The 23,893-nt window shown below is 62.3% G+C and carries 29 protein-coding genes; 12 read left to right on the top strand and 17 right to left on the bottom strand.

Annotated elements, in window-relative coordinates:
- Positions 1–91 precede the first annotated feature (91 nt).
- Complete coding sequence (locus tag NE852_RS17255; RefSeq protein WP_008534494.1) at positions 92–886, bottom strand: response regulator; 795 nt, start codon at positions 884–886, stop codon at positions 92–94.
- Between the two features lie 265 nt (positions 887–1,151).
- Here NE852_RS17255 and NE852_RS17250 point away from each other — a divergent pair, with 265 nt between their 5' ends.
- The gene (locus NE852_RS17250; RefSeq protein ID WP_008534490.1) at positions 1,152–1,358 is read left to right on the top strand and encodes a NepR family anti-sigma factor; all 207 of its coding nucleotides are present in this window, start codon (positions 1,152–1,154) and stop codon (positions 1,356–1,358) included.
- Between the two features lie 10 nt (positions 1,359–1,368).
- On the top strand, positions 1,369–1,926 hold the full coding sequence (locus NE852_RS17245; RefSeq protein WP_004677121.1) for an RNA polymerase sigma factor: 558 nt from the start codon (positions 1,369–1,371) through the stop codon (positions 1,924–1,926).
- Between the two features lie 319 nt (positions 1,927–2,245).
- Here NE852_RS17245 and NE852_RS17240 read toward each other — a convergent pair whose 3' ends face one another.
- The 7 genes from NE852_RS17240 to hemP all read right to left on the bottom strand — a co-directional run bounded on the left by NE852_RS17240 (position 2,246) and on the right by hemP (position 7,277).
- On the bottom strand, positions 2,246–2,647 hold the full coding sequence (locus NE852_RS17240) for a hypothetical protein (RefSeq protein ID WP_008534479.1): 402 nt from the start codon (positions 2,645–2,647) through the stop codon (positions 2,246–2,248).
- A gap of 9 nt (positions 2,648–2,656) precedes the next feature.
- The gene (locus NE852_RS17235; protein ID WP_008534476.1) at positions 2,657–3,001 is read right to left on the bottom strand and encodes a DUF883 family protein; all 345 of its coding nucleotides are present in this window, start codon (positions 2,999–3,001) and stop codon (positions 2,657–2,659) included.
- A 149-nt stretch (positions 3,002–3,150) separates the two neighbouring features.
- Positions 3,151–3,945 (bottom strand): heme ABC transporter ATP-binding protein, encoded by a 795-nt coding sequence (locus NE852_RS17230; RefSeq protein ID WP_008534475.1) that lies wholly within the window; start codon positions 3,943–3,945, stop codon positions 3,151–3,153.
- 21 nt (positions 3,946–3,966) lie between these two features.
- Positions 3,967–5,079 (bottom strand): iron ABC transporter permease, encoded by a 1,113-nt coding sequence (locus NE852_RS17225; RefSeq protein WP_037174954.1) that lies wholly within the window; start codon positions 5,077–5,079, stop codon positions 3,967–3,969.
- A gap of 2 nt (positions 5,080–5,081) precedes the next feature.
- Positions 5,082–6,011 carry a hemin ABC transporter substrate-binding protein gene (locus NE852_RS17220; protein WP_008534471.1) on the bottom strand — a complete coding sequence of 310 codons (930 nt, stop codon included), beginning with the start codon at positions 6,009–6,011 and terminating at the stop codon, positions 5,082–5,084.
- 11 nt (positions 6,012–6,022) lie between these two features.
- A complete protein-coding gene (locus NE852_RS17215) occupies positions 6,023–7,072 on the bottom strand; it encodes a hemin-degrading factor (RefSeq protein WP_008534470.1) in 1,050 nt (349 codons plus the stop codon).
- A 22-nt stretch (positions 7,073–7,094) separates the two neighbouring features.
- Entirely contained in the window at positions 7,095–7,277 is a 183-nt protein-coding gene (gene hemP, locus NE852_RS17210) for a hemin uptake protein HemP (protein WP_008534469.1), read from the bottom strand.
- 151 nt (positions 7,278–7,428) lie between these two features.
- Between hemP and NE852_RS17205 the strand changes: the two genes are divergently transcribed.
- From NE852_RS17205 to NE852_RS17185, 5 genes are all read left to right on the top strand, one after another.
- Positions 7,429–7,854 (top strand): hypothetical protein, encoded by a 426-nt coding sequence (locus NE852_RS17205; RefSeq protein WP_258155874.1) that lies wholly within the window; start codon positions 7,429–7,431, stop codon positions 7,852–7,854.
- Between the two features lie 147 nt (positions 7,855–8,001).
- Positions 8,002–9,294 (top strand): energy transducer TonB, encoded by a 1,293-nt coding sequence (locus NE852_RS17200; RefSeq protein WP_008534462.1) that lies wholly within the window; start codon positions 8,002–8,004, stop codon positions 9,292–9,294.
- 107 nt (positions 9,295–9,401) lie between these two features.
- Complete coding sequence (locus tag NE852_RS17195) at positions 9,402–9,809, top strand: DUF2325 domain-containing protein (protein ID WP_008534459.1); 408 nt, start codon at positions 9,402–9,404, stop codon at positions 9,807–9,809.
- Positions 9,806–10,078 (top strand): hypothetical protein, encoded by a 273-nt coding sequence (locus NE852_RS17190; protein ID WP_008534457.1) that lies wholly within the window; start codon positions 9,806–9,808, stop codon positions 10,076–10,078. The genes NE852_RS17195 and NE852_RS17190 overlap by 4 nt, the downstream gene beginning before the upstream one ends.
- A gap of 9 nt (positions 10,079–10,087) precedes the next feature.
- Positions 10,088–10,402, top strand: a complete 315-nt coding sequence (locus tag NE852_RS17185) for an antibiotic biosynthesis monooxygenase (RefSeq protein WP_008534456.1) — start codon at positions 10,088–10,090, stop codon at positions 10,400–10,402.
- 66 nt (positions 10,403–10,468) lie between these two features.
- Here the strand turns inward: NE852_RS17185 and NE852_RS17180 are convergent, their stop codons facing one another.
- Both NE852_RS17180 and NE852_RS17175 read right to left on the bottom strand, forming a co-directional pair.
- Positions 10,469–10,840 (bottom strand): DUF423 domain-containing protein, encoded by a 372-nt coding sequence (locus tag NE852_RS17180; RefSeq protein WP_258155873.1) that lies wholly within the window; start codon positions 10,838–10,840, stop codon positions 10,469–10,471.
- A gap of 2 nt (positions 10,841–10,842) precedes the next feature.
- Positions 10,843–11,232 carry a group II truncated hemoglobin gene (locus NE852_RS17175; RefSeq protein WP_008534444.1) on the bottom strand — a complete coding sequence of 130 codons (390 nt, stop codon included), beginning with the start codon at positions 11,230–11,232 and terminating at the stop codon, positions 10,843–10,845.
- 168 nt (positions 11,233–11,400) lie between these two features.
- On the opposite strand from NE852_RS17175, the gene NE852_RS17170 reads away from it, so the two are divergent.
- The 5 genes from NE852_RS17170 to NE852_RS17150 all read left to right on the top strand — a co-directional run bounded on the left by NE852_RS17170 (position 11,401) and on the right by NE852_RS17150 (position 14,931).
- Positions 11,401–11,964, top strand: coding sequence for a TetR/AcrR family transcriptional regulator (locus tag NE852_RS17170; protein WP_008534442.1), 564 nt, complete (start codon positions 11,401–11,403; stop codon positions 11,962–11,964).
- 16 nt (positions 11,965–11,980) lie between these two features.
- The gene (locus NE852_RS17165; RefSeq protein ID WP_008534440.1) at positions 11,981–12,322 is read left to right on the top strand and encodes an SMR family transporter; all 342 of its coding nucleotides are present in this window, start codon (positions 11,981–11,983) and stop codon (positions 12,320–12,322) included.
- 193 nt (positions 12,323–12,515) lie between these two features.
- On the top strand, positions 12,516–13,301 hold the full coding sequence (locus NE852_RS17160) for a ThuA domain-containing protein (protein ID WP_008534437.1): 786 nt from the start codon (positions 12,516–12,518) through the stop codon (positions 13,299–13,301).
- A gap of 9 nt (positions 13,302–13,310) precedes the next feature.
- Complete coding sequence (locus tag NE852_RS17155; protein ID WP_008534436.1) at positions 13,311–14,354, top strand: Gfo/Idh/MocA family protein; 1,044 nt, start codon at positions 13,311–13,313, stop codon at positions 14,352–14,354.
- A gap of 139 nt (positions 14,355–14,493) precedes the next feature.
- Complete coding sequence (locus tag NE852_RS17150) at positions 14,494–14,931, top strand: EamA family transporter (protein ID WP_008534434.1); 438 nt, start codon at positions 14,494–14,496, stop codon at positions 14,929–14,931.
- Positions 14,932–15,050: 119 nt separating this feature from the next.
- Here NE852_RS17150 and NE852_RS17145 read toward each other — a convergent pair whose 3' ends face one another.
- The 7 genes from NE852_RS17145 to NE852_RS17115 form a co-directional block, all read right to left on the bottom strand.
- The gene (locus NE852_RS17145) at positions 15,051–15,446 is read right to left on the bottom strand and encodes a DUF1236 domain-containing protein (RefSeq protein ID WP_008534431.1); all 396 of its coding nucleotides are present in this window, start codon (positions 15,444–15,446) and stop codon (positions 15,051–15,053) included.
- Positions 15,447–15,577: 131 nt separating this feature from the next.
- Entirely contained in the window at positions 15,578–16,687 is a 1,110-nt protein-coding gene (locus NE852_RS17140) for an ABC transporter permease (protein ID WP_008534430.1), read from the bottom strand.
- A 1-nt stretch (position 16,688) separates the two neighbouring features.
- Complete coding sequence (locus NE852_RS17135) at positions 16,689–17,816, bottom strand: ABC transporter permease (RefSeq protein WP_008534428.1); 1,128 nt, start codon at positions 17,814–17,816, stop codon at positions 16,689–16,691.
- Positions 17,813–19,570 (bottom strand): ATP-binding cassette domain-containing protein, encoded by a 1,758-nt coding sequence (locus NE852_RS17130; protein ID WP_258155872.1) that lies wholly within the window; start codon positions 19,568–19,570, stop codon positions 17,813–17,815. Before NE852_RS17130 ends, NE852_RS17135 begins: the two co-directional genes overlap by 4 nt.
- Positions 19,567–20,580 carry a secretion protein HlyD gene (gene hlyD, locus NE852_RS17125; RefSeq protein ID WP_258155871.1) on the bottom strand — a complete coding sequence of 338 codons (1,014 nt, stop codon included), beginning with the start codon at positions 20,578–20,580 and terminating at the stop codon, positions 19,567–19,569. Before hlyD ends, NE852_RS17130 begins: the two co-directional genes overlap by 4 nt.
- Complete coding sequence (locus NE852_RS17120) at positions 20,577–21,281, bottom strand: CerR family C-terminal domain-containing protein (protein WP_258155870.1); 705 nt, start codon at positions 21,279–21,281, stop codon at positions 20,577–20,579. The genes hlyD and NE852_RS17120 overlap by 4 nt, the downstream gene beginning before the upstream one ends.
- Positions 21,282–21,504: 223 nt before the next feature.
- The gene (locus NE852_RS17115; RefSeq protein ID WP_008535958.1) at positions 21,505–23,595 is read right to left on the bottom strand and encodes a phospholipase D-like domain-containing protein; all 2,091 of its coding nucleotides are present in this window, start codon (positions 23,593–23,595) and stop codon (positions 21,505–21,507) included.
- Between the last annotated feature and the right edge of the window lie 298 nt (positions 23,596–23,893).

The raw sequence follows: 23,893 nt of genomic DNA, 5'->3' as shown, positions 1-23,893 counted from the left end.
GCTGCAAAAAGCGTTAAAGCCGCCGGGACGTTCCGGTAGCACCGGAACGCCTGCTTGGCCAATTTGGTTCCGAAGGCCGGAAAATTGCGTTTCAGGCGGCTACTTTGGTCGATTCATTGAAGAAGAGAGCCTGACTGATCAGTGCCTTGACCATGTCGGGATTGAAGGGCTTGGTGACGAGGAACGTGGGTTCGGGGCGCTCGCCGGTCAGCAGCCGTTCCGGGAAGGCGGTGATGAAGATCACCGGCACGCTTGAGGTCTTGAGGATATCGTTGACGGCATCGATGCCGGAGCTGCCATCGGCAAGCTGAATGTCGGCCAGCACCATGCTCGGCTTGGTCTTGTTGTAGAGCGCGACCGCCTCGGCATGGGTGCGGGCGATGCCGGTGACGCGGTGGCCGAGGCTTTCCACCATCTGCTCGATATCCATGGCGATCAGCGGTTCGTCCTCGATGATCATGATATCGGTTGCGACCTGACGGGAAATCTCCTGCGAGGCCTTGTCGAGCAGCAGCATGACGTCCTGTTCGTCCGACTCCAGGATTTCCGCGATTTCGGCCACGCGGAAATTCTCTACGGCGGCGAGCAGGAAGGCCTGGCGGGCGCCCGGCGAGACCTTGGAAAGATTGAGCGTTGCACGCTGCTCCCAGGCATAGGGAGAAGTCGGCTCCGGAATCTGTATGGCGGTGGAACCAAACAGTTGAGTAAACAGTTTGTAGAGTGCAACCCGGTCATTCGCCGTATCCGGGAAAATCGATATATCGGCGATAATGGCTTCAAGAACGGCGGCGACATAAGCGTCGCCTGAAGTCTGAGTGCCGGTAAGGGCGCGGGAATAGCGACGCAGATAAGGAAGGTGCGGCGCAATTCGAGTAGAAAGTGTCATAAATGGCTCCCGTATGCAGGCCGGTCTAGGCTTCAATGAGCGATTAACGCCGCCTTGATAAAAAAGTTCCGGAACGGCAGGAACTTTTTTTGTCGCGCCGCATTATCCCAGCCGACATAGAAAGGGCGTAGCATTTTGACCCATGCAGCGGTAGATGCCAGCGATATCGATAGTAAAACACTCAGTATCTGTGGCATTGGCGGCCGCTGAAACCGTGATTATTCCATGTGCGCCCCGGCAAAGACAACGGTGAGAAGACGAGTTGATGACTACACGCAATAAAGAGGCAGCGGATCAGCGGAAGTTGGAGCTGCGGGCAAGCGACATCCTGGACCCGAACAACCAGATTGGCGTCAGGTTGCGGTCGCTCTATGCCGCGGCACAGGAAGAGGCGATCCCGGATCGTTTTCTCGATCTTCTCGAAAAGCTCGACCATGCCGAGATGATGGCTTCCGCCAAGATGGCTGAATAGGACTCGTCGCATGGAAGATAAAGTGCAACCCAGCTTCAAGCGGGAATTGCTGGCGGCCCTCCCTAGCCTTCGAGCATTCGCCATTTCGTTGATCGGCCGCCACGACCGCGCCGATGATCTCGTTCAAGACACCATCATGAAGGCCTGGGCCAAGCAGGACCACTTCGAGATGGGCACCAACATGAAGGCCTGGCTGTTCACGATCCTGCGCAACGAACTCTACAGCCAGATGCGCAAGAGCGGCCGCGAGGTGCAGGACAGCGACGGGCTGTTCACGGAATCGATGGCCATGCATCCCTCGCAATATGGCGCGCTCGATCTGCAGGACTTCAAGAAGGCGCTCGATCAGCTGCCGCCCGACCAGCGCGAGGCGATCATTCTTGTCGGCGCTTCGGGCTTCTCCTACGAGGAAGCCGCCGAAATCTGCGGCTGCGCCGTCGGTACCATCAAGAGCCGCGTCAACCGCGCCCGCCAAAGACTGCAGGAATTGCTGCAGATTTCGGGCGAGGCGGACTTCGGCCCGGATGCGACATCGGCGCCGCTGACGTCGAAGGCATTTGCGTTTTGACAAGCGATCGAGAGGCCGGCTGCCTGTTGCGGCGCCGGCTTTTTGCATCGTTTTAATAGGTGGTCGTTACCTCTCCCCTCCCTCATTCCTGTGCTCGTCACAGGAATCCAGTGCGCCCAAGTCCTTGGGCGCAAAAGACTCTTTCGTTGAAGTACCGGTTCATTCACGGCGCGGACGCGCCGTGGCTGGATTTCTGTGACGAGCACAGGAATGAGGGAGGGTGGGTGGACGTCGTACCCCAATCTTCGGCGGTACACAAAAGAGGCACAATCCACGGTTCCTCATTTTGCGGCAGAACGAGCGGAGGATCGGCCGGCTCTCAATCCTCCCGCTTCGACCCTACCAGATTGGCCGCGACGATGGCCGCCAGCACGCCGGCGGTGAGCAGCGGTTGGGCGCGGACGAGGCCGATGCCCACTGCCGCCAGGGATTCCAGCGCGGCACGGCGTTCGCGGGCGCGGCGCTTCTCCTGGGCGTTGAGGATCACCAACACCACCAGGAGGATAATGGCGATCAGCAATGCGCCGGCGGCAAGGAATAGGGCGGCTCCGACCGGGCCGTAGATCCTGGCGAGCCAGATGGCGCCGGCGGTGACAACAAGCGCGTAGGCGGTGAGAAGGAAAAGCAGGGCAAGCGCGATGAAGATGCTCATACGCTTGGCGCGCGCTACGGTCCGGTGCACGCTTGCTCCTGTCAACAGGCTGATGATCGAAAAGAGCATCGCGCTTCCTCAGCGACGGGCAAGGAAGGCGATGGCGAGGCCTACAGCGGCTGCGGCGCCGATCGTCGCCAGGGGATGCTTGCGCACGGTCTCGCGCATTTCGGTCGCACTGCGCTCATAGCCATGCTGCAATTCGCGCAGCAGATCCTCGCTGCGGCCGAGCAGTTCTTCATAGCCGGTGCTTGCCTGGCTGCGGATCTTGTCACCCTGGTGACGGGAGCTTTTGCCGACGAGGCGTGTCAATTCGGCGAGTTCGTCACGCAACGCCTCGATCTGTTCCTCGATGCCGGACTCGAAATTCTGGAAGGTGCCGTTGCGGCGGCTGCGGCCGGAGTGGAAGATGGAATAGGTCATGGCTGTCTCCATTGGCTGGGGCGCGCGCAAGCCCGCCTGCTCTTTACGGGGGTCATGACCGATCGTTGCATGCATGAGACCGCCCGGCATTGACTCAAATCACTGCCGAAAACGTGCCGGATGATCAAAAGTTCCGCTGGGCGGCGCGGTTAGGCCCGGGAAACGGCGCTGTGCGCGAGCACGAAAGGCGTGCCGTCGGCCGGGACCTGGTTGATCCTGAGCGCACAGCCGAATACCGAGAGCATGGTTTCGTCAGTCAGCACGTCGCCGACCTTGCCGACGGCGGCGAGCCGGCCGGATTTCATCAGCACGATGCGGTCGGCAAAAAGCGCCGTCAGGTTGAGGTCGTGCATGACGGCGATGACGCCGCCGCCGCGTTCGCAAAAATTGCGGGCAAGCGTCATGATGGTCAGCTGGTGGCTGATGTCGAGGCTCGAGACCGGCTCGTCGAGCAGCAGCCAGCAGGGCTTGCCGTCGATGACGGGCTCGGCGATCTGGCAGAGCACGCGGGCAAGCTGCACGCGCTGCTGCTCGCCGCCGGAGAGTTCCTGGTAGAAGCGGCCTTCGAAGCCGGTCAGGTCGACCGAGGCGAGAGCGGCGGCGGCCGTCTGATCTGACTTATCGGGGTTGAGGTTCAGGCCCGAGGTCAGGCCCATGCGGACGATTTCGCGGACAGTGAAGGGAAAGGAGATGGTGCTTGCCTGCGGCAGCACGCCACGCACGGCCGCAAGCTGCCAGGGTTTCAGCGCCTTCACTTCCTCGCCGCCGATGCGCACCGAACCGCCATAGGCAAGTTCGCCTGAAATCGCCTTCATCGTCGTCGTCTTGCCGGAGCCGTTCGGCCCGGCGATTGCCGTCAGCTCGCCGGCTTTTGCCGTGAAGGCGACGTCGTTGATGATGGTCTTAGCGGAAAGGCGCACGGAGAGGCCGGACACTTCGATCATTTCAAGTCACTCACACATTACTCACAGGGCAAGACGCGAGCGCTGCCGCAGCAGGATCCACAGGAAGAACGGCCCGCCCACCGCTGCGGTGATGATGCCGATCGGCAGCTCGGCCGGGGCGACGAGGGTGCGTGCGAGCACGTCGGCTGAGATCAGCAGCGAGCCGCCGAGAAGGGCTGCGGCCGGCAGCAGGAAACGATGGTCCGGGCCGATCGCCATGCGCAGGATATGCGGCACGACGATGCCGACGAAGCCGATGCCGCCGCTGACGGCGACGGCGGCGCCGGTCGCAGCCGCGACGCCGACGATCGCCACATTCTTCAACCGCTGCACCGGCACGCCCATATGAAAGGCGGCCGCTTCGCCGAGCGTGATGGCATTGAGGCCACGGGCCATGAAGGGCAGGGCGGTGAAGGACAACAGGATGATCGGGCCGGCGGCGGCAATCTTGGTCCACGTGGCGCCGGCAAGCGAGCCCATGCTCCAGAAGGTCAGGTCGCGCAGTTGCTGGTCGTTCGCGATGTAGATCATCAGGCCGGTCAGAGCGAGGGCGAGCGCGCCGAGCGCGATGCCGGCAAGCAGCATCGTCGCCACCGAGGTCTGGCCGTGGCGGGTGGCGATCCTGTAGAGCAGCAGCGTCGTGGCGAGACCGCCGCCGAAGGCAGCAGCCGGAAGGGCGTAGATGGCGAGAAGCGCCACGAGCGGGGCTGCGATGCCGCCGCCGAGCACGATGATGGCGACTGCGCCGAGGCTTGCGCCTGATGAGACGCCGACGAGGCCGGGATCGGCCAGCGGATTGCGAAAGAGGCCCTGCATCACCGTGCCGGAGACGGCAAGCGAGGCGCCGATCAGGAAGCCGAGGATCGCGCGCGGCAGGCGGATATCGAAGATGATGATCCGGTCCCGCGCGCTGAGCGCCGTCTCGGAGCCGGCCATCTTGCCGATGACGTCGAGGATCGAGGCATCCGAAGCCCCTGTCGTCACCGAAAACAGCATCGAGAAGACGGCGCCTGCGACGAGCAGCGCGATCGCCAGCAAGGCGAGCCGTGTCCTGTCGCCCGCCTGGCTGGTGTCGCGGAGGTCTGCCATCGCGAATGGTCGCCTTGCTTCCGTCATGGCTTGCGGCAGGGCCATGATCAGCCCCCGTAGATTGCTGCGTTGAGCTCACGCGCGGCGGCTGCCGTGCGCGGGCCGAAGCCGAGCAGGTAGATGCCGTCCATGCGGATGATCGCTTTCTTCTCGCCCGCCGGCGTCAGCGCGATCGCCGGCTGGGCAAGCAGGTCCTCATTCCTGGTGCCGGCGCCATCGCCGCGATCCATCATCAAGATGAGGTCGGGCTTGGCTTCGACGATCGCCTCGTCCGTCAGCGGCTTGTAGCCGGGGAAGGCGCCGACGGCGTTGACGGCGCCGGCAAGCTGGATGATGCCGTCGGCCGCGGTGCCTGTGCCCGACGCCATGATCCGGCCGTTCTTGGCGCTGAGGATGAAGAGAACGCGCTTGCGTTCGGCCTCGGGCCGCTTTCCGGCATCGGCGATCGCCGCGTCGAGATCGGCCGCTACCTTTGCTTCCAGCGCCTTCGCCTTGTCGGGTACGCCGAGCAGCGTGCCAACGCGATCGATCTTGGCGAGAATGCCGTCACGGGTAAACGGGCTCGGCACGGTCTCGAAGGGCACGCTGGCATTCTTCAATACAGCAAGCGCCTCCTGCGGACCGGAACCTTCGACAGCGATGATCGCCGTCGGGTTCATGGCGAGGATACCTTCGGGCGAGAGTGCGCGCATGTAACCGACATTCGGCAGCTTCAGGGCTGCCTGCGGATAGGTGCTCGTCGTGTCGCGGGCGATCAGCCGGCTTTCCTCGCCGAGCGCGTAGATGATTTCGGTGACGTCGCCGCCGACCGAAACCAGGCGCGACGTGTCGAGCTTCTTTTCTTCGGCAAGGGCGGTGCCAGCGAAGGCGAAGCTTTGGCCAGCCGGCGCTGTCGCGATCAGCGGCAGCGCCAAGACAACAGCCGTCAGGACCAGTTCCCAGGGGCGGATCCGGCGCAGATTGTTACGCATCGTCATTGCTGCGATCCTTATGCGGCGACACTTGCCGCCCGCGGCAGGTTTTCCATGATCTCACGCCATTCGGCGCGTTCGCCGACACCTTCCTGGCGCTTGCCGAAGAACTGGATGATCATCTCGCCTTCGGCATTGTAGGCCTCCAGCGAGGTGACGTGCCCATCCTTGGTCGGCTTGCGCACCGCCCAGGTCTCGGCGATGTGATCCTGGCGCAGATGCAGGTGGAAGGTCGGATCCATGATGTTGATCCACGGCCCCATCGCCTGCACGTTGAAGATCGGGCCGGAATGAATCTGGACGATGCCGTTATTGGCGACGAAGCACATGATCGGCAGGCCTGATTTCACCGAGGCATGCATCATCTCCGCTGTCGCGGTGTTGTCGAGCTTCCACGCATAGTCGTCGCCGACGCTGCGGATGGCCGCCTGGCGCCCGATCTTCAGGCGCTTCAGCATGCCGAAGAACTCGTGGGTGTCGGTGAGCCTGCTCCAGTTGTCGCGCAGCTCGTCGCGGCTGATATCGGCAGCTTCGTCGGCGGCATTCGAGATCTCGGCCTCGATGAATTCCTGCGACTGGTCCTCGAGCTTTAGCTCGGCGACGATCGCGTGATAGGCCTCGACATTCGAATTCGGGCGCAGATGCACCTTGTGCACGGCAGTGCCCGATTTATCGAAATATTGCAGGCTGAGGCGCTCCTGGTCGCCATCCTTCTTGGAGACGGCAAAGCCATGTTCCCAGCGGCTCGGGAAGATGCGCAGGTCGATGTTTTCGCCGAGGACGATCGCGCTCTGTATGCCCATCTTGATGTTTTCGAAGATGCCGATCTTTTCGTGCACGGCGCTTTCATTTCGCGACAAGGAGAGTACTTCGCCGAGGCGTTCCACGCGCTCGAGGAGCTTCAATGCGCTGGCGTCGATGCGGGTCACGCTGATACCGGTTTCGGCGGCGACGAGGGCCGCTTCGGAAATCTTCAGCTGGGCGGCGATATCGCGCTCGCGCATCTTCGGATTTTCAGCGCGAAACGCACGGATTTCGGCCGGTGCCGGTCTTTTCTGCTCAGTCATGTCTTACCCCTGCCTATTGGCCCTATTTATTGAGAATGAGCTTGCCCTGACGGGTGATCTTCAGGCGGTAAGCCAGCCCGTCGTGTCTGATCATGATCTCGGTCGCGCCGCGGAAAAGATCCGCGCTTTCGATGATCCGGTGTTGCGCCTCGGGTTCGCCCGGCAGTGGCGCATGCTTAAAGGTGTCTGGCTTTTCAACCATCATGTCGGCTGGCAATTCCGTGAGGCCGGGAAGGTTCCCGGTTGCGGTTACAATTATCTTGACTTTCCTACTCATAATTTTTTAAAGACGCAATAGGAGACTAATGCAGTCAAGTTTTTGGGATTGCCGATATTGCGACGATGCGGAGAAGGTTATGGCGGTTAGGTTTGCGGCTGTTGCGGCCGGCTTGGTGATGGCGGTTGCGGGCGTAGCCCAAGCGCAGGAGGCGGCATCGGCAATGTCTCTCGATGTCGAACTCAATGCGCTGGCGCCCTCGCAGAAGGGCTGCATGATGACCTTCGTCGCCGAGAACAATCTGCCCGCCGCCATCAACAAGATCTCTTTCGAGCTCGCCTTCTTCAACGACAAGAATGCCGTCGACAAGATCACCGTTCTCGATTTCCGCGATCTGCCGCAAGGCAAGAAGCGCGTGCGCCAGTTCGACATGCCGAATGTCAAATGCGAGAGCGTGACCCGCATCCTCATCAACGACACGCCGGTCTGCGACGGGCCGGCAGCCGGCGAATGCATGAAGGGTCTCGTCACCCGCTCACAGGTCTCCGTTCCCTTCGAGGGATAGAGCATTTCCACGCGGGAAATGCTCTATCCCTTTGTTTTTACGCAATTCCGGACGCAAAACCGCTACGCAGTTTTGCTGGAATTGCTCAAGAAAACGCCGGGGGATGAACCCCGGCGGAGATGTTTCTGGCTGTCCGAGGCGTAGACAATGGCGATTTCAGCGAAATCCAGATCGAGACAGGTGCTCATCGAGGAGGCGGAAGCTGGCGGCAGTAGCCTGAACGACAATACGCCCGGCATGCACCCCGGCCACGAGCTTTCCGAACTGCGCAACGCGCAACGGCAGCCGGCCGGTGAAACGGTGATCCACTACGCGCGTTTTGCGCAGATATCCTCCTTTCCCGACCATCCGGAAGCGGCGCCGTCCGCTGCTGTTTCCGCGCCGCCGATGGATGCGGCGGTGGAGAAGCAGGAGGACGAGAAGAAGCCGGTGCGGCGGCGGCTGGCGCTGACCTGTGTTGGTTCGCTGATTTTCCACGCCACGTTTGCCGCAGCGCTGCTCTTCGCCTTCCCGCACGTCCCGGAGAAGGCGGTCGAGGAAGCTGGTGAAGCCGTAAGTGTCATCATGTTCGGCTACTCGGACGTTGATCAGACCGCCGCCGGCGAGACCGAGGCGACCGTACAGGAAGAGATCATCCCGGAGGCTGTCGAGCCGGATACGGAAGCCGTTCAGCCGACCGAGGTCTCTCCGGTTGAGACACAGGATCCGATACAGCAGGCTTCCGCTCCCGAGGTAACGCGCGTTTCGCCGGAAACTGCAGCTGCCGTGGAGCCGGAGATTCTGGTTTCGGAAGTGCCCGCTGAAACCGCCGTTGCGCAGCCGATGTCGACGGTTGTTCCGGAGGAGCAGAAGCTTGAGGAAGTTCCTGCGGAAGTGCAGCCGTCCGAGGTGCCACCCGTTGCGGCGGTCGAACCCGAAGAGATGAAACCGGTCGAGACGGCGGAGGTTCAGCCTGAGCAGGAAGTGCCGCAAGAGATCGTGACGCCGAAACCGAAGCCGAAACTGGTGGCGCAGGAAAAACCGAAACCGGTTGAAAAGAAGCGACCGCCGCGAAAGGCCGCAGGTTCGCAAGGCGATGCGCAGCAGGATTTGGTGCAAGGTGTTGCCGAGGGGGACCGATCGGCTCAGTCGGATCGCAATTCGCGCGGTGTCAGCAGCAATGATGGTATCGGAAGTGCAGCTTTTGCCAATTACGACGGCAAGGTCCGCAGCCGCATTCGCCGTGCGATCAGAACGCCGCGCGGTGTCGAGGGAACTGTGGTCGTCTCGTTTTCGGTGAATGGCAGCGGAGGCCTGACGTCCGTTCGCGTCGTGAACGGATCTGGCGTCCCCGAGATCGATCAGATTGCCATCGATGCCATCAGGCGGGCGGCTCCATTCGGGCCGACGCCCGGTGGCAATGGAAGGAGCTTTATCTCCTTGCCGATCTCGATCGAATAATATGATGAAAACATTCAACTTTATACTTTACTCCAAAAATCAAGTTTAATAAGGTCCATCCGCACACGCAGGAATCGTGTGACGATCAACGAGCGAACGGGTGGTATATGGCTCGCAAGGGCAAGAAGGGATCGAACCGGGAGGTCCGCGACAGCGCGGGCGATGAGGCCGGACAGGCATCCCACGAACGGTCCAAACTCGATGGCTGCAGTTTCCTCTATGTCGGCGGCCGTGACTGCCAGGTGGCGCATCTGCGCCAGATCGCCAGCAATTTCGGCGCCGAGCTCATTCATCACGATGGCGGCTTGCGCGAAGCGGTTTCGCGCATCGACACCGTGCTTCCCTCGGTCGACTGCGTCTTCTGCCCGATCGACTGTATCAGCCACGATGCCTGCCTGCGCGTGAAGACCGGCTGCAAGAAGTTCGGCAAGGCCTTCATCCCGCTTCGCAACGGCAGCAAGTCCAGCCTGGAGCGTGCGCTGCAGACGATGAACGAACGAGACAATTCCAGATGAACGACCAGCGCCCCGACGGCTTCACCATGATCGGTCTGCACAAGCTCGCCGCGCAGAGCGGCGACGGCCTCGTGCCCGAACTCTACGAACTTTTCCAGCAACATGCCGGACGCCAGCGGTTCTATCCGAATGTGACGCTGTTTCCGACCTGGGAAGCGCGCATGCCCGGAGAAGCAACAACAAGATCGCTTGGCCCGGCGGCGGCAAACGGCAATAATGTTGTCGCCTTTCCCTCGCATGCGGCAAGGGCAGCCAAGAGGAAGGCGTAAGGAGACTTCATGTATATCGCAATGAACCGCTTCAAGGTCGTAACCGGCACCGAGAGCGATTTCGAAACAGTCTGGCGCAACCGCGATTCAAGCCTGGCCGAAGTGCCCGGTTTCGTCGAATTCCGGCTGCTGCGCGGCAAGGCCAACGAGGAGGAAGGCTACACGCTCTATTCCTCGCACACGGTCTGGAGCAGCGAAGAGGATTTCCAGAACTGGACGAAGTCCGAGAATTTTCGCGCGGCGCACCGCAATGCCGGCGACCGCAAGGCGATGTACAAGGGGCCGCCGGTTTTTGAAGGTTTTAATGTGGTCGAGGGGGTATAAAGCGTAGCGATTGTGGGCGCAGTTCCTGCTTCCTTCCCCTTCTCCCCAGCGGGGAGAAGGTGAGATCTACGTCCGCACCCGAAACACCGCACCTGCCGCCACGGCCAGCCAACCCAGCATCATCGCCCAGCCGCCGGTCGGGGCGGCATAGGGGAAGAGGCTGGAGCCGGTGAAGCGGAGCGTAACGAGATCGCCTGCAAAGAGCAGCGTCCCCAAGATCATCAGAAAACCGGCCAGCCAGGCGGTTTTGAGCCTGGCGGTGCCGAGGGCCAATGCCAAGAGGGCAGGGGCGTGCGCGAGGCACATGGCGGATGCGGATGCTGCCAGATTGGCCTCGCCGCCGCCATGGGCGGCAAGGGCGGCGAGCGCCACGCCTGATACACCGAACAGGCCGGCGAAGAGATAGAGCACAGGCTCCAGACGCGCGTTCAGGCTCATCGTCATTCCTTGTTCTGCATGTGATAGGCAAGACGTTCGACCGGCGCCCAGATGAGATCGCGAAGCGCCTGGCTCGCGATCGTTTCGTCAAGGGCGCGGCGGAAACAAAGCAGCCATTCGTCACGCTCGACAGGGCCGATCTCGGCGACGAAATGGCGGCTGCGCAAGCGCGGATGACCGCGCTTGTCGGTGTAGAGCGGCGGGCCGCCGAGGTAGCCGGTCATGTATTCGTAGAATTTCTCTTCGCTGCCTTCGAGGCTCGGCGGATGGACGGCGCGCACGTTGCCGGCTTCCTGCAGCGTGTCCATCAGTTCGTAGAAGCGATGCGTCAGCGCCCGCACCGCAGGATCGCCGCCGATCGCCTCATAGAGTGTGGTGACCTTTTCCGTCACGGAACCATCCCGATATCATTCCCATTCCCCCGGCCCTTCATGCACCTGATGGAAAATGATCGCAACTGTCATCAAAGTGCCGCGGCATTTTGCGCATAATCGCTGCATTGCAAGGGCTTTAGCTGATTTTTCTTGACAAAACCGTCCGGACGGTATCTTTATTATCTTATGTCGAACGCTCATCACCGCAAGAAACAACCGGCTCTCGTGCGCCAGCAATTGCTGGAGGTCACCGCGCGTCTTGCCGCCAGCGAAGGCATGGCGGCCGTGACGCTCGATGCGGTCTCTGCCGCCTCCAGCGTCAGCAAGGGCGGGTTGCTGCATCACTTCCCGACGAAGAATGCGCTGCTCGATGCACTGTTCGAGAGCCTGCTCGAAAAGTTTGATGCCGATATCGAGGAGCTGATGCGCGGCGATCCGATGCCGCAGGGCCGCTTCACCCGGGCTTATCTCCGGGCAGTGTCCGGTCTCAAGGATCGTCCCGACGATTCCAGGAGCTGGACGCAGGTGACGATCGCGCTTCTCGCCGAGCCCCGGCTGCGCCTTCGCTGGCGCCAATGGGTGCAGGCGCGGGCCGAGGAATATGTCGGCACCGACTCCTCGCTCGATGCGCAAATCGTGCGTTTCGCCGCCGATGGGCTGTGGTTCGCAGATACGTTGGAAAGCCATGATATCAACGACGCTCTGAGGCGGGATCTCATCAATCGCCTTGTCGAGCTGACCGGAAAGTAACGTAGGGAATTCAGCCATGAGCCAGGCCGCCATTTATGGGCTGCTCGTTGCAGCCATCGTGCTCGAGGTGATCGGCACGACCGCACTGCAATTGTCGCAGCAGTTCACCCGCATCGGGCCAACGGCACTCGTCGTCGCCTGCTATGCGGCGGCCTTCTATTGCCTGTCGCTGACGCTGAAGAGCATCCCGGTCGGCATCGCCTATGCGATTTGGAGCGCTTTGGGAATCGTGCTGATTTCCTCGGTCGGCCTCATCTTCTTCAAGCAGCGTCTCGACCTGCCGGCGATCGTCGGCCTCGGGCTAATCATCTCGGGCGTCGCCGTGGTCAATCTGTTCTCGAAGTCCGTTTCGCATTGATTTCGCACGGATATTAGCGAAAATTTTCCCAGGCCCCTCTCGGGAAAATTTCCCCTTTGTCAAACTCCTGACAAAGGTCTATGTGTTCCATTGATGTGGAGGAGACGAGGCGCGAATTGCGCCGCTTTTCCAAAGCGCTTTGAATTCTGCTTTTCCCGCCTTTCGATACTTCCAGCTTCCAGAGGAGCACATCATGGCCATACGCACCGTCGTCTGGGGAGAGAATATCCACGAAAACACCAATGAGATCGTCCGGGGCATCTATCCCGAGGGCATGCACACGACGATTGCCAATGCGCTGAACAGCGATCCCGACATCTCCGCGACGACGGCGACACTGCAGGAGCCGGAGCATGGGCTGAGCGAGGCCCGCCTTGATGAAACCGACGTGTTGACCTGGTGGGGCCACAAGGATCATGGCGCGGTATCCGACGTCGTCGTCGAGCGCGTCGCCAAGCATGTCTGGGAAGGCATGGGCCTGCTGGTGCTGCATTCCGGCCATTTCTCCAAGATCTTCAAGCGGCTGATGGGCACGCCCTGCGCGCTGAAATGGCGCGAGGCCGGTGAGCGCGAGCGGCTGTGGACGATCAACCAGCGCCATCCGATCGCCGCCGGCATCGGCGAGCATTTCGAGCTCGAGAACGAGGAAATGTATGGCGAGCAGTTCTCGGTGCCGGAGCCGCTGGAAACGGTGTTCATCTCCTGGTTCCAGGGCGGCGAGGTGTTCCGCTCGGGCCTGACCTGGCGGCGCGGCGCCGGCAACATCTTCTATTTCCGCCCCGGTCACGAGACCTATCCGACCTATCACGACGCCAATATCCAGAAGGTGCTGATCAACGGCGTCAAGTGGGCCTATAACCCGCAAGGCGCGTTGACCAGCATTGTCGACGCTCCAAATGTGCCGGTAGAAAAGGCACTGGAGCCGATCGTCGAACGCGGCCCGAAACTGCACCAGGCCGGCGAAGCCGGTTATCGCTGAGGAGCATCCATGCGACTACTCGTTCTTGGCACGGGTGTGATGGCGAAAAACCAGCTCACCCACTTCAGCAAAATCGACGGCGTGACGGTGGTCGGCGCCGTGGATACGGATCCCGACCGGCTTGCCGCCTTTGCCGACAAGTTCAACATCGAAAAGCGGTTTCTTACCCTGGAGGAGGCGATCGCCTGGGGTGAATTCGATGCGGCGACCAACATCACGCCCGACCGTGTCCATCACCCGACGACGCTGGCGCTGATCGCCGCCGGCAAGCATGTGCTCTGCGAGAAGCCGTTGGCGGAAAACTATCCGAAGGCGCTGGAGATGACGGAAGCGGCCGAAAAGGCGGGCGTCATCAACATGGTGAACCTCACCTACCGCAATGTCGCGCCGCTTCAACGCGCCCGCGAAATGGTGCTATCAGGCGAACTCGGCACGATCAAGCATGTGGAGGCCTCCTATCTTCAGAGCTGGCTGGTTTCGCGCGCCTGGGGCGACTGGCGCACGGAATCGACCTGGCTGTGGCGGCTTTCCACCGGCCACGGCTCGAACGGCGTGCTCGGCGACGTCGGCATCCACATTCTCGATTTCGCCGCCTATGGCGCCGCCACCGACATCGACCATGTCTTCGCGCGGCTGAAGACCTTCAACAAGGCGCCGGGCGGGCAGATCGGCGAATATATGCTCGACGCCAATGACAGCTTCACCATGTCGGTCGATTTCGCCAATGGCGCCCTCGGCGTCATCCATGCCAGCCGCTGGGCGACGGGCCATCTGAACGAGCTGAAGCTGCGCATCTACGGCGAAAGGGGCAGCCTCGAGGTCATCCATCGTCCGGCCGGATCCGAACTGCGCGGCTGCCTTGGCGACGATGTCGAGACTGCGACCTGGAAGGAGATCGAGGTCCCTCCGGTGCCGACCAACTACCAGCGTTTTGCCGAGGCGGTGGCAAGCGGAATCCAGCCCGATCCGAACTTCCGCCATGCCGCCAACCTGCAGAAGGTGCTCGATCTTGCCATAGTGACCGAGCGGGAGCGGCGCGAACTGAAGGTCTGATCGGGATATGGAACCGCTTGCGATGCGGGCATCGTCAGCGGTTCCTTGTCTGATATCTTCGTAAGCTATTCTGTGTTCTCGTTTTTCCTGTCTATGATAGGTTTGACGTCGACAGGCATAACAGGGCGAGGCAAGCCGCATGAAAAGCCTTCTTACGAGCTGGCCGCTGTGGGCGCTTCTTTCCGCCGGCTTCGCGGCGCTCACGGCGATTTTTGCCAAGGTCGGCGTCGAGAACGTTAATTCCGATTTTGCGACCTTCATTCGCACCATCGTCATCCTGCTGGCGGCCGGAATGATGATCTACATAACCGGCAATTGGCAGGAGCCTTCTTCGGTGTCGGGCAGGAGCTGGCTCTTCCTAGTACTCTCCGGTCTTGCCACCGGCGCATCCTGGATCTGCTATTTCCGGGCTCTGAAGCTCGGCGATGCTGCCCGTGTCGCACCGATCGACAAGCTGTCCGTCGTCTTCGTGGCGGTCTTTGCGGTGTTTTTCCTTGGAGAACGCCTAACGCTGCCGAATTGGCTCGGCGTCATAATGATTGCGGGAGGCGCGGTGCTCATCGCCTACAGGGCTTGAAGCAGCGATAATCATAACGCAGAGGAAGCTTCGGCGATGAAGTGCATCGAACGAAAAAAGGCCCCGCCGAAGCGGGGCCTGAGGTGGCCGAGCCGCCGCAAGTGGTCTCGGCCGCTTGTTTATTCAATCACCTGCACGACGCGGTGCGTGCGGGGTTCAACGATCACGTGGCGATTGTTGATAACGGTATAGGCATATTTCGGGTTGTCAGGCACCGGTGTCACGACGACATCGGCCGGAAGCGGCTTGCCGACGACAATCGGTTGCTCAACGACCACGCGAGAGGTCGGGGCGGGCTGCTGCTGAACGTAGGTGACGACCTCGCGCGGCGGCGGATCGACCACGGCACCGGCGACACCGCCGGCTACGCCACCGATGGCAGCGCCTACGGGACCACCGACGATCGCGCCGGTGATGGCGCCGCCGGCAGCGCCGGTCACGGCCCCGTCAGCCAGAGCGTTGGTTGCAAGCGACGACAGCGCAAGGGCGCTGGAGACAAGTAGGATCTTGTACATTTTGCTTCTCCTTTGCTGGGGTTGCGTCTCAGTAACGACCACGCCAATCCGATGTTCCGGCAGGAGAATCACGCTTTGGAAGCCCGGTTCACATTCTGTGAGGCGGCTGAGGCGCTGGCGGGAAAGGGCGTTTATTCCAGTCGCCGGCGGAACAGCCAGGCGGCTGCGGTGAGCGTGAAGGCGGCAATCAGCGCCAGGGGGATCGTCTGGTTCACCACCTCGCCGAGCGGGATATCCTTCAAGAAAACGCCTTTGACGATTACCAGGAAATAGCGAAGCGGGTTGATGAGGGTTATCGGCTGGAGCCAGCCGGGCATGTTCTCGATCGGCGTCGCGAAGCCCGAGAGCAGCATGGCCGGGACCATGAACAGGAAGGCGCCGAGGATCGCCTGCTGCTGCGTCATCGACAGTGCCGAAATGAAGAGGCCGAGGCCGGCGACCGAGCCCAAATAGAAGATCGCGCTGCCATAAAGCAGGAAGAGCGAGCCGCGCAGCGGCACCTCGAAGAGGAAGACGGCGGCGAGGATATAGACGGTGATATGGAAGAGGCCGATCATCATCGGCGGGATCAGCTTGCCGATCAGGATCTCATGCATGCGCAGCGGTGAGACCATCAGCTGATCGAAGGTGCCGAGCTCACGCTCGCGGGCGATCGAAAGGGCCGTGACGATCAGGCCGATCAGCAGCGCGATGCTGGCGATCAGGTTCGGCACCATGAACCACTGGTAGGTGAGGTTCGGGTTGAACCAGTTGCGCGGCACGGATGAGACCATGCCGGCGCCGGCGCGCTTGCCGGCCGGCGTCTCGGCGGCGAGGGCGCCGCTGATCTGCGAGAGGTAGCCCGCGACGATCTGCGAGGCGTTGGAGCGGCGGCCGTCGAGCACGACCTGCAGATCAACAGGCGTTCCCGCCTCGATATTGCGCGAGAAATCAGGGCCGATCTCGACGGCGGCGATCACGGTCTGATTGTCGATCGCCACCTGGACCTGCGCCTGGCTCGCGGCGACTTCGATGTTGCGGAAAGTCGGCGAGCCGTCGATGCGCTCGATCAGTTCCTGGCCCCAATGGCCGCTGTCGCGGTTGAGGATCATGACGTCGACATTGCGGACTTCGAGCGTGGCGGCATAGGAGAAAACGAGAAGCTGGACGATCGGCGGGCCGATCAGGATGGCGCGGCCCTTGGGGTCGCGCAGCACGGCGAGCAGTTCCTTGACGATCAGGGCGTAGAGCCTTATCCACATCTCAGCCGATCCTTTTTCTGGTGCTGCGGGCGGCAAGCACGAACATGATGGTGCCGATCGTCAGCATGACGGAGATTGCCCGGCCGAACATCGGCCAGATGTCGCCGGCGAGGAATACCGTCTGCAGGCTGGGGATCAGATAACGCGCCGGCACGATGAAGGTGATCCACTGGATGACGGTGGGCATGGAATTGATCTCGAAAAGAAAGCCCGACAGCAGGAAGGCCGGCAGGAAGGCAGAGATCAGCGCCAGCTGCGAGGCGAGAAACTGGTTTTTCGTCGCCGTCGAGATCAACAGGCCCTGGCCGAGCGCCGGGATCAGGAAGGCGGCCGACAATGCGTAAAGAGCCGCGACGGAGCCGCGGAACGGCACGCCGAAGAGAAAGACGGCCAGCAGCACACAGAGCGTCATCGAGGTGAGGCCGAGCAGGAAGTAGGGCAGGATCTTGCCGGCGAGCAGCTCGACCGCCGTCACCGGTGTCGCCATCATCGCTTCCATGGTGCCGCGCTCCCACTCGCGGGCGACGACAAGCGAGGTGAGCAGCGTGCCGACAAGCGTCATGACGATGGCGATCGAACCGGGCACGAGGAAATTGCGGCTGGTGAGTTCCGGATTGAACCAGAAGCGCTGCTCGACCGCGATGGCGGGGCTGTGGGAAGCGACGTCGGCCTGCCTTTGCTGCTCCCAGTTGGCAACGGCGCCCTGCGCGTAGTTCTGCACGAAATTCGCCGTGTTCGGGTCGGAGCCGTCGACGATCACCTGGATCAAGGGATGGTTGCCGGCGGTGTAGCGTGTGGTGAAATCGGCGGGGATGACGACGATGCCGCGCACCTTGCCGAGCACGAGATCCTCTTCGAAAAGCCGCCGGTCGCGGCCGATCGCCACGTCGAAATAGCGCGACGCCTGGAAACTGGCCGAAAGATCCTGCGTCAGCGGCGTCATCTCCTCGGTCACGAGGCCGATGCGGGTGCGGGTGGTATCGAGCGAGACACCGTAGCCGAAGAGAAAGAGCAGGATCAGCGGCAATACGAAGGCGATGAGGATGCTGCTCGGATCGCGGATCGCCTGGAAGCTTTCCTTGCGCACAAGAGCTGAGAGACGCCGCAAACGGCTGGAAGAGGCGCTCATGCGGCATCCTCCGCTTCCGATTGCTGGACCAGCGCGATGAAGGCGTCCTCCATCGTCGGATCCGGCTGCTCTTTGGTTGCGACCCGGGCTTTCAGCTCATCGGGAGAACCGAGCGCGATCGAACGGCCGCGATAAATCAGCGAGATGCGGTCGCAATATTCCGCCTCGTCCATGAAATGGGTGGTGACGAGCACAGTGACGCCTTTTTCCACAAGGCCGTTGATATGTGTCCAGAATTCGCGCCGGGTGATCGGATCGACGCCTGATGTCGGTTCGTCCAGGAAGAGGGCGCGCGGCTCGTGCATGACGGCGCAGGCAAGCGCCAGGCGCTGCTTGAGGCCGAGCGGCAGATCTTTGGCGGGTTCGCGGGCGTGGCGGCCGAAATCGAAAATGCCGGCCATCAGCTCGATGCGCTCGCGCTTGCGCTGCCCACGAAGACCATAGACGCCGGCGAAGAATTCGAGGTTCTGCATGACGGTGAGGTCGCCATAGAGCGAGAATTTCTGCGCCATATAGCCGAGCTGGTTGCGGGCTTCGGCGGCATCGCGGCGAAGATCGAAGCCGGCGACGCGGCCCTCGCCGCCGGTCGGCTTCAACAGGCCGCAAAGCATCTTGAAGGTGGTAGACTTGCCGGCGCCGTTCGGGCCGAGCAGGCCGAAGATCTCGCCGCGGCGGATATCGAAGCTGATGTCGTCGGCGGCGGTGAAATCGCCGAAGCGCTTGGTCAGGCCTTTGGCCTCGATCACCGGCCGGTCGCCCTCGGCCTGCAGCGGCTCTTGCGCTTCGGCAAGCCTGGAGCGGCCGCCGGGACCGCCGCCCAGCATGTCGACGAAGGCATCCTCGAAGCGCGGCGGGGCAAGAGCAACTGCGGCGCCGTCGCCGGCTTTGGTTACGTCCGGCCTCTTATCCTTGGCTGCGACCAGACGGATCGCCTCACCCTGGATCACGCCGTCGATGACACCATCGACCTGGAGCAGCTCGGCGAGAACTTGCCGGCGGCGACCGCTGACGCCTGATACCCGGAAGACGCGGTCGTTGACGCGGGCGGTCATCTCTTCTGGTTTCCCTGAGAAAAGCAGCTTTCCCTGATTGAGCAGTAGCACGTGGTCGCAGGCTTCCGCCTCGTCGAGATAGGCGGTCGACCAGAGCACGCCGATGCCTTCCCTAGTCAGGTTCTCGACCATCTTCCAGAGGTCGCGCCGCGAGATCGGATCGACGCCGACGCCCGGCTCGTCGAGCAGCAGCAGGCGTGGCTTCTTCAACAGCGCGCAGGCAAGGCCGAGCTTCTGTTTCATGCCGCCGGAAAGTTTGCCGGCGAGCCGGCCGGTGAAACGCTTGAGGTCGGTGAAGGTCAGCAGCTCCTCGAAGGCGCTCGCGCGTTCGCTCTTCGGCAGGCCGCGCAGATCGGCGTAGAGATCGAGGTTTTCCTGCACCGAGAGGTCCTCATAGAGGCCGAAGCGCTGAGGCATGTAACCAATCGCCGTCTGGATGCCGGCGGCGTTCTTCCGGGTGTCAAAACCAAGAACCTCCATTGTTCCGGCGTCGGGCAGCATCAGTCCGGTCATCAGCCGGATCAGCGTCGTCTTGCCGGCGCCGTCAGGTCCGACGAGGCCGGTGATCGCACCGCCGCCGATGACGCCAGAGACGGCGTCGAGGGCCGGGGGGGCGTCACCGAAACGCTTGGTGACGCCGTCGATCCGGACGAGCGGCTTGTCGTTCCGGCCTGTCTGGCGGGCGGGCTCGGCGGTAGTCATTGTCCGCCTGCCGTCGGCTGGGAAAGCCGCACGGTGACCGGCATGCCCTGGCGCAGATCCGGACCGGGCTTGTCGATGACGATCCTCAGGCGATAGACGAGGTCGGTCCTGAGCTCCGGCGTCTCCACCGATTTCGGGGTGAATTCGGCGACCGGCGAAATGAAGCTGATCGTGCCCTCGTAGGGCTTGTCCGGCGCCGTATCGGAGGCGATGGAAACCTTCATGCCGGGGTGGATGCGCCCGAGATCGGGCTCGGCGACATAGCTGCGCACCCAGACGGGCTCGGTCAGCGAGAGCACGAAGACGGTATCGGCCGGCGAGACGATTGCGCCGTTTTCCCGCACCCGCGAGAGGATGACGCCGTCGTTCGGCGCGCGCAGCTCCGTATCGGCGAGCGAGGTGCGGGCCGAGGCGAGCGTTGCCTCGGCCGCTTTCACCTGTGCGTCGGCGGCGGCGATATCCTCGACACGCGAGCCTTCCTGCAGCAGCTTCAACGCCTCGTTGGCGGATTGCGAGCGTGCGGCGGCCATCGCCTTTGCGGCGGTCGCCTGGTCGAGGTTCGCTTCGGAAATCGTGCCTTGCGGGCGAAGCTGGCGGGCGCGGTCATAGGCGAGGTTGGCATTCTGCAGATCGGCGAGGCTTTCGTCATAGGCGGCGCGCGCCTGGGCGATTTCGGTCGGACGTGGGCCGGCCTTGAGCTTGTCGAGCGTTGCGCGAAGGGCCGCGGTATTGGCCTCGCCGGTGCGGACGGCGAATTCATAGGGGGCGGCGTCGAGCTTCGCCAGCACCGTTCCGCTCTTGACGACATCGCCCTCGTCGACGCGGAGTTCGGTGATGCGACCGCTGACGCGGAAGCCGAGCGAGACCTGCCGGATATCGACATTGCCGTAGAGAACGAATTCGCGGCGCGCCTCGGGCAGCCAGCCGAGCTTTTCGGGCAGGCCGTACCACCAGGCGGCAGCACCTGCCGCCGCGAGGAGAAGGATGGCGAGGGGAAGGATGCGTTTCATGCCGCACCTCCTTTCGATGGGCCGATGACATCGACCAGTTCGGCAGCAAGGCCGCGCAGCAGTTCCACCTGTTTCGGGCCGAAAGTGTCCCATTCCATCTGGGCGAGAACGGTCGCGCGGGCAAAGCGGAAGATGAGGATGCTGCCGACGAGATTGAATGTGCGCAGGCGCACATGCTCGGAGGCCGGGTCCTCGCCAAGAATGGCGCCGACCAGGCGCCGGCCCATTTCGATCATTGGCCGCATGATGCCCTGATAGACCCGCTTGAAAGCCTCGGTCGGCTCCATCTGCTCGCGGATCAGGAAGCGGGCCCAGGGCTCGGATTCCTTGGCGACGAAGAGCGTCACCATGGTTTGGAGAACTTCGGTCAAGAGGAGGCGGGCGTCGGCTTCGCCAAGCGGCTTGCCGGCCGCGTCAAGCGCCATGAGATGCGTGCCGATGCGCGCCCTCATGCCGCTGACATGCGTGTCGATCCGCATCATCAGATATTCGGCGGTGGCGATGTAGAGGCCTTCCTTGCTGCCGAAATAATAGGGGATCGCCTGAAGATTGACGCCGGCCGCCTCGGTCAGCTGGCGCGTCGAGGCGCCGTCGAAACCGTAGCGTCCGAAGACGTCGAGCGCGGCGGTCAACATCTTCTGGCGTGCGGCTTCGGCGCGGGCGGAGGCTGGCGGATTTTGGTTGTCGCTATTTTGGGTCATGACGGATTTATAACATTAACCGACAAATCAGTCAATCGAATGATATATTCTGATCCGAGTCTTTATCCGAGGCCTCGTGGTTCCGAATCCCTGCCTTTCGCATTTTGGTTTTTGTCTGGCGTCATCCTCGGCCTTGTGCCGAGGATCTGCCACGTTTCGTCCGGGTAGATGCTCGGGACAAGCCCGAGCATGACGAAGGGGAGGGGGCGGCGGCTGGCGCAGCTCAGAGACCGAGGAAATAATTCCGGCTCGACGGGCCTTGGGCGGGAGCGAACCACCGGCCCTGCCAGCTGTCCTTGATGTTGAGGAAGCCGCCACCCGAATCCGCCTTCGGCGGCAGGCCGGTTTTAATGAGCGACTGGCGCAGCTCCTCCTGGAGCTTCGCGCGCAGGACGTAGTGGTCGTAGACGTCGAGGATGTGGATCGCATAGGCGATGGCGAGCGACTGGTTGCCGCGGACGATCAGCAGGTTCTCATCGTTTTGATAGGAGGCCTTGTAGCCGAGGTTGTGGCTGCCGGTTATGACGGTGCAATTGTCGGGGTCGAGCGGATCGATGACGATGATCTTGTCGTGGATGATCGCATGGCCGGCGCTCAGCAATTCGGGACGGAGATCGCCGAACTGGGTAGAGATCGCCGCCGCCCGCACCATGACGACGCGGCCGGCATCACCGCCCGGCCACCAGATCGCCCGCTCGGGCAGATCTCTGACCTGGCCGTCCGGCCTCGTATAGGTCGTGGGTTCGCCGGGTTTTTCCGGCGGCAGGGCTGCGGGATTGCTGATGGCGCCCTGGACGAGCAGATCCGGCCGCGTGGCGGCGGCTTCAGCCGCCTGGCCGATGACGTTCTGTTCGCCGCGCACGCCGGGATAGAAGGTGAGGAATAGGATCGCGTCGTCGGCATGTTCCATCAGCGAATAGACGCGGCTGAGATCGACGGGCGTCGGCGAGGTCTTGTTCTTGGTCGGGGCCTTGGTGTTGGGCGAAAACAGGATTTCGACAGTGGTCTTGCCGTCCTTCAGCGTCACCGGCACCGTCGGCGCGGCATTCGTTTGGCGTAACACCGTTCCCTGAACGCCTTTGCTCGCCGCGAAGCCTTCGGCGGTGTCGCCGTGGTCGGAAACGGTCAGGGGCACGCCGACCGGCTGCGGATCGTCCCGCAGAAGCTTCCAATAGGCGAGGAAGCGCGCCGCGACATTCTCGTCTTCGATCAGGATGACGTTGTTGGACTGGGTGCAGAGGCCGGTCTCGGTCCAGTTGGTGCTGCCGGTCATGACGGTGCGGGCGACACCGCCTTCAACATAGACGGCGAATTTATTGTGGCCGATATGGCTGTTGTTGTTGAAGAGGCGATCCTGCACGCGATCTGCCGAGGGTGCTGCGGCATGAAGGCCGGCGCGGGCGTCATGGTTGCCGGTGTCCCAGACAACAGGTTTCCTCGGCGGCGGGTCGCCGTCCTTGTTGAGGTCTGTCGAACCGGAGGTGGAGAGGATCACATGGGCTTTGCCGGCCGCGACGAGGGCCGTTAGCCGCCGGATCAGTTCGGGGTCGTGCAACTCGTAAAGGGCCAGATACAGTTCGCCATTTCCGTTTTCGGCACGGTCGATCAGCTCCGTCAGGAAGCTCAGCACATCGGCCGTCAGGAACAAGCGGATCGGGTCGTCTTCCCTGGGGATGTGCTCCTTCAGCGTCTTCAGCAGGCCTTCGGTGACGCGCGTCGCCGGACCGGGCGCTACATTCTTCGGCTTCACGCCTTGGACCTTTTCCAGCTGGCGCACCAGGTTCTGCGTCGAAAGGATGCCGTTGGTATAGGTTGCCTTGATCGCGCCGCCGCTCGGGAAATCATGGGTGATATCGATGCTCTCGGTCTTGAAGGGTTCGTCCAGAATGAAAAGCGATCGCTGCGCGCCCTCATAACGCGGCTTGCCGTTTTCATCGCGAAAAGGGGCGGTGTCGGAAACGGGAACCGGCGCGCGGCCGGGACCTGCAAGACCGACTGGCGTGATCTCGTAGTGGATGCGGAAATCGATCGGGCGGACGGCCGCCTCATCGCGGGAGCGGCGCAGTGTCAGGTCGCGCCACTGATATTGCTGGATCGGCCAGACCGAGCTGTCCTGCTCCAGCCAGTCGGGATTGGACTGGTCGGTGAAGGCGATCCAGGTCGGCAGGATGCGCCGGGCGCCGGCTTCCGGTCCGTTTTCATGCACGCGGGTAATCATGAAGCCGAGACAATCGGCAATCGGGCCGTCGGCCGTCCAGGCGAGGTAGGCGACTTCGCCGTTGCACCACGCACCTGCTTTGGTAATCCTGCCCATGCACGCCTCCCATTTGTTGTTGCCCTGATTATGATTGCGCGCCGTCAGGCTGGCATGCGCCGGTCATGCCGTCCGTTGCAGGCGGCAATTGCCTTGCAGGCATGCTGGCCTCGGCCGACTCTATCGTCGGTTGCGCATCTCTCAATACATATAGGCAGACGATACTAAAGTAACGTGACATCGGTCACCGGAGACGCGTGATTTCGGCGCAGATGCGCCTCCCGGCGGCCTGGCGCGGGAGGACGAGGCAAAGGCGCCTGTGGGGAACGGACTCTCAGGGTGTGGGAGGAACCAAGCC

The sequence above is a fragment of the Rhizobium sp. Pop5 genome, from assembly GCF_024721175.1.
In the GTDB taxonomy this organism is placed as follows: domain Bacteria; phylum Pseudomonadota; class Alphaproteobacteria; order Rhizobiales; family Rhizobiaceae; genus Rhizobium.
This window is presented reverse-complemented; position numbering and strand designations above follow the sequence as displayed.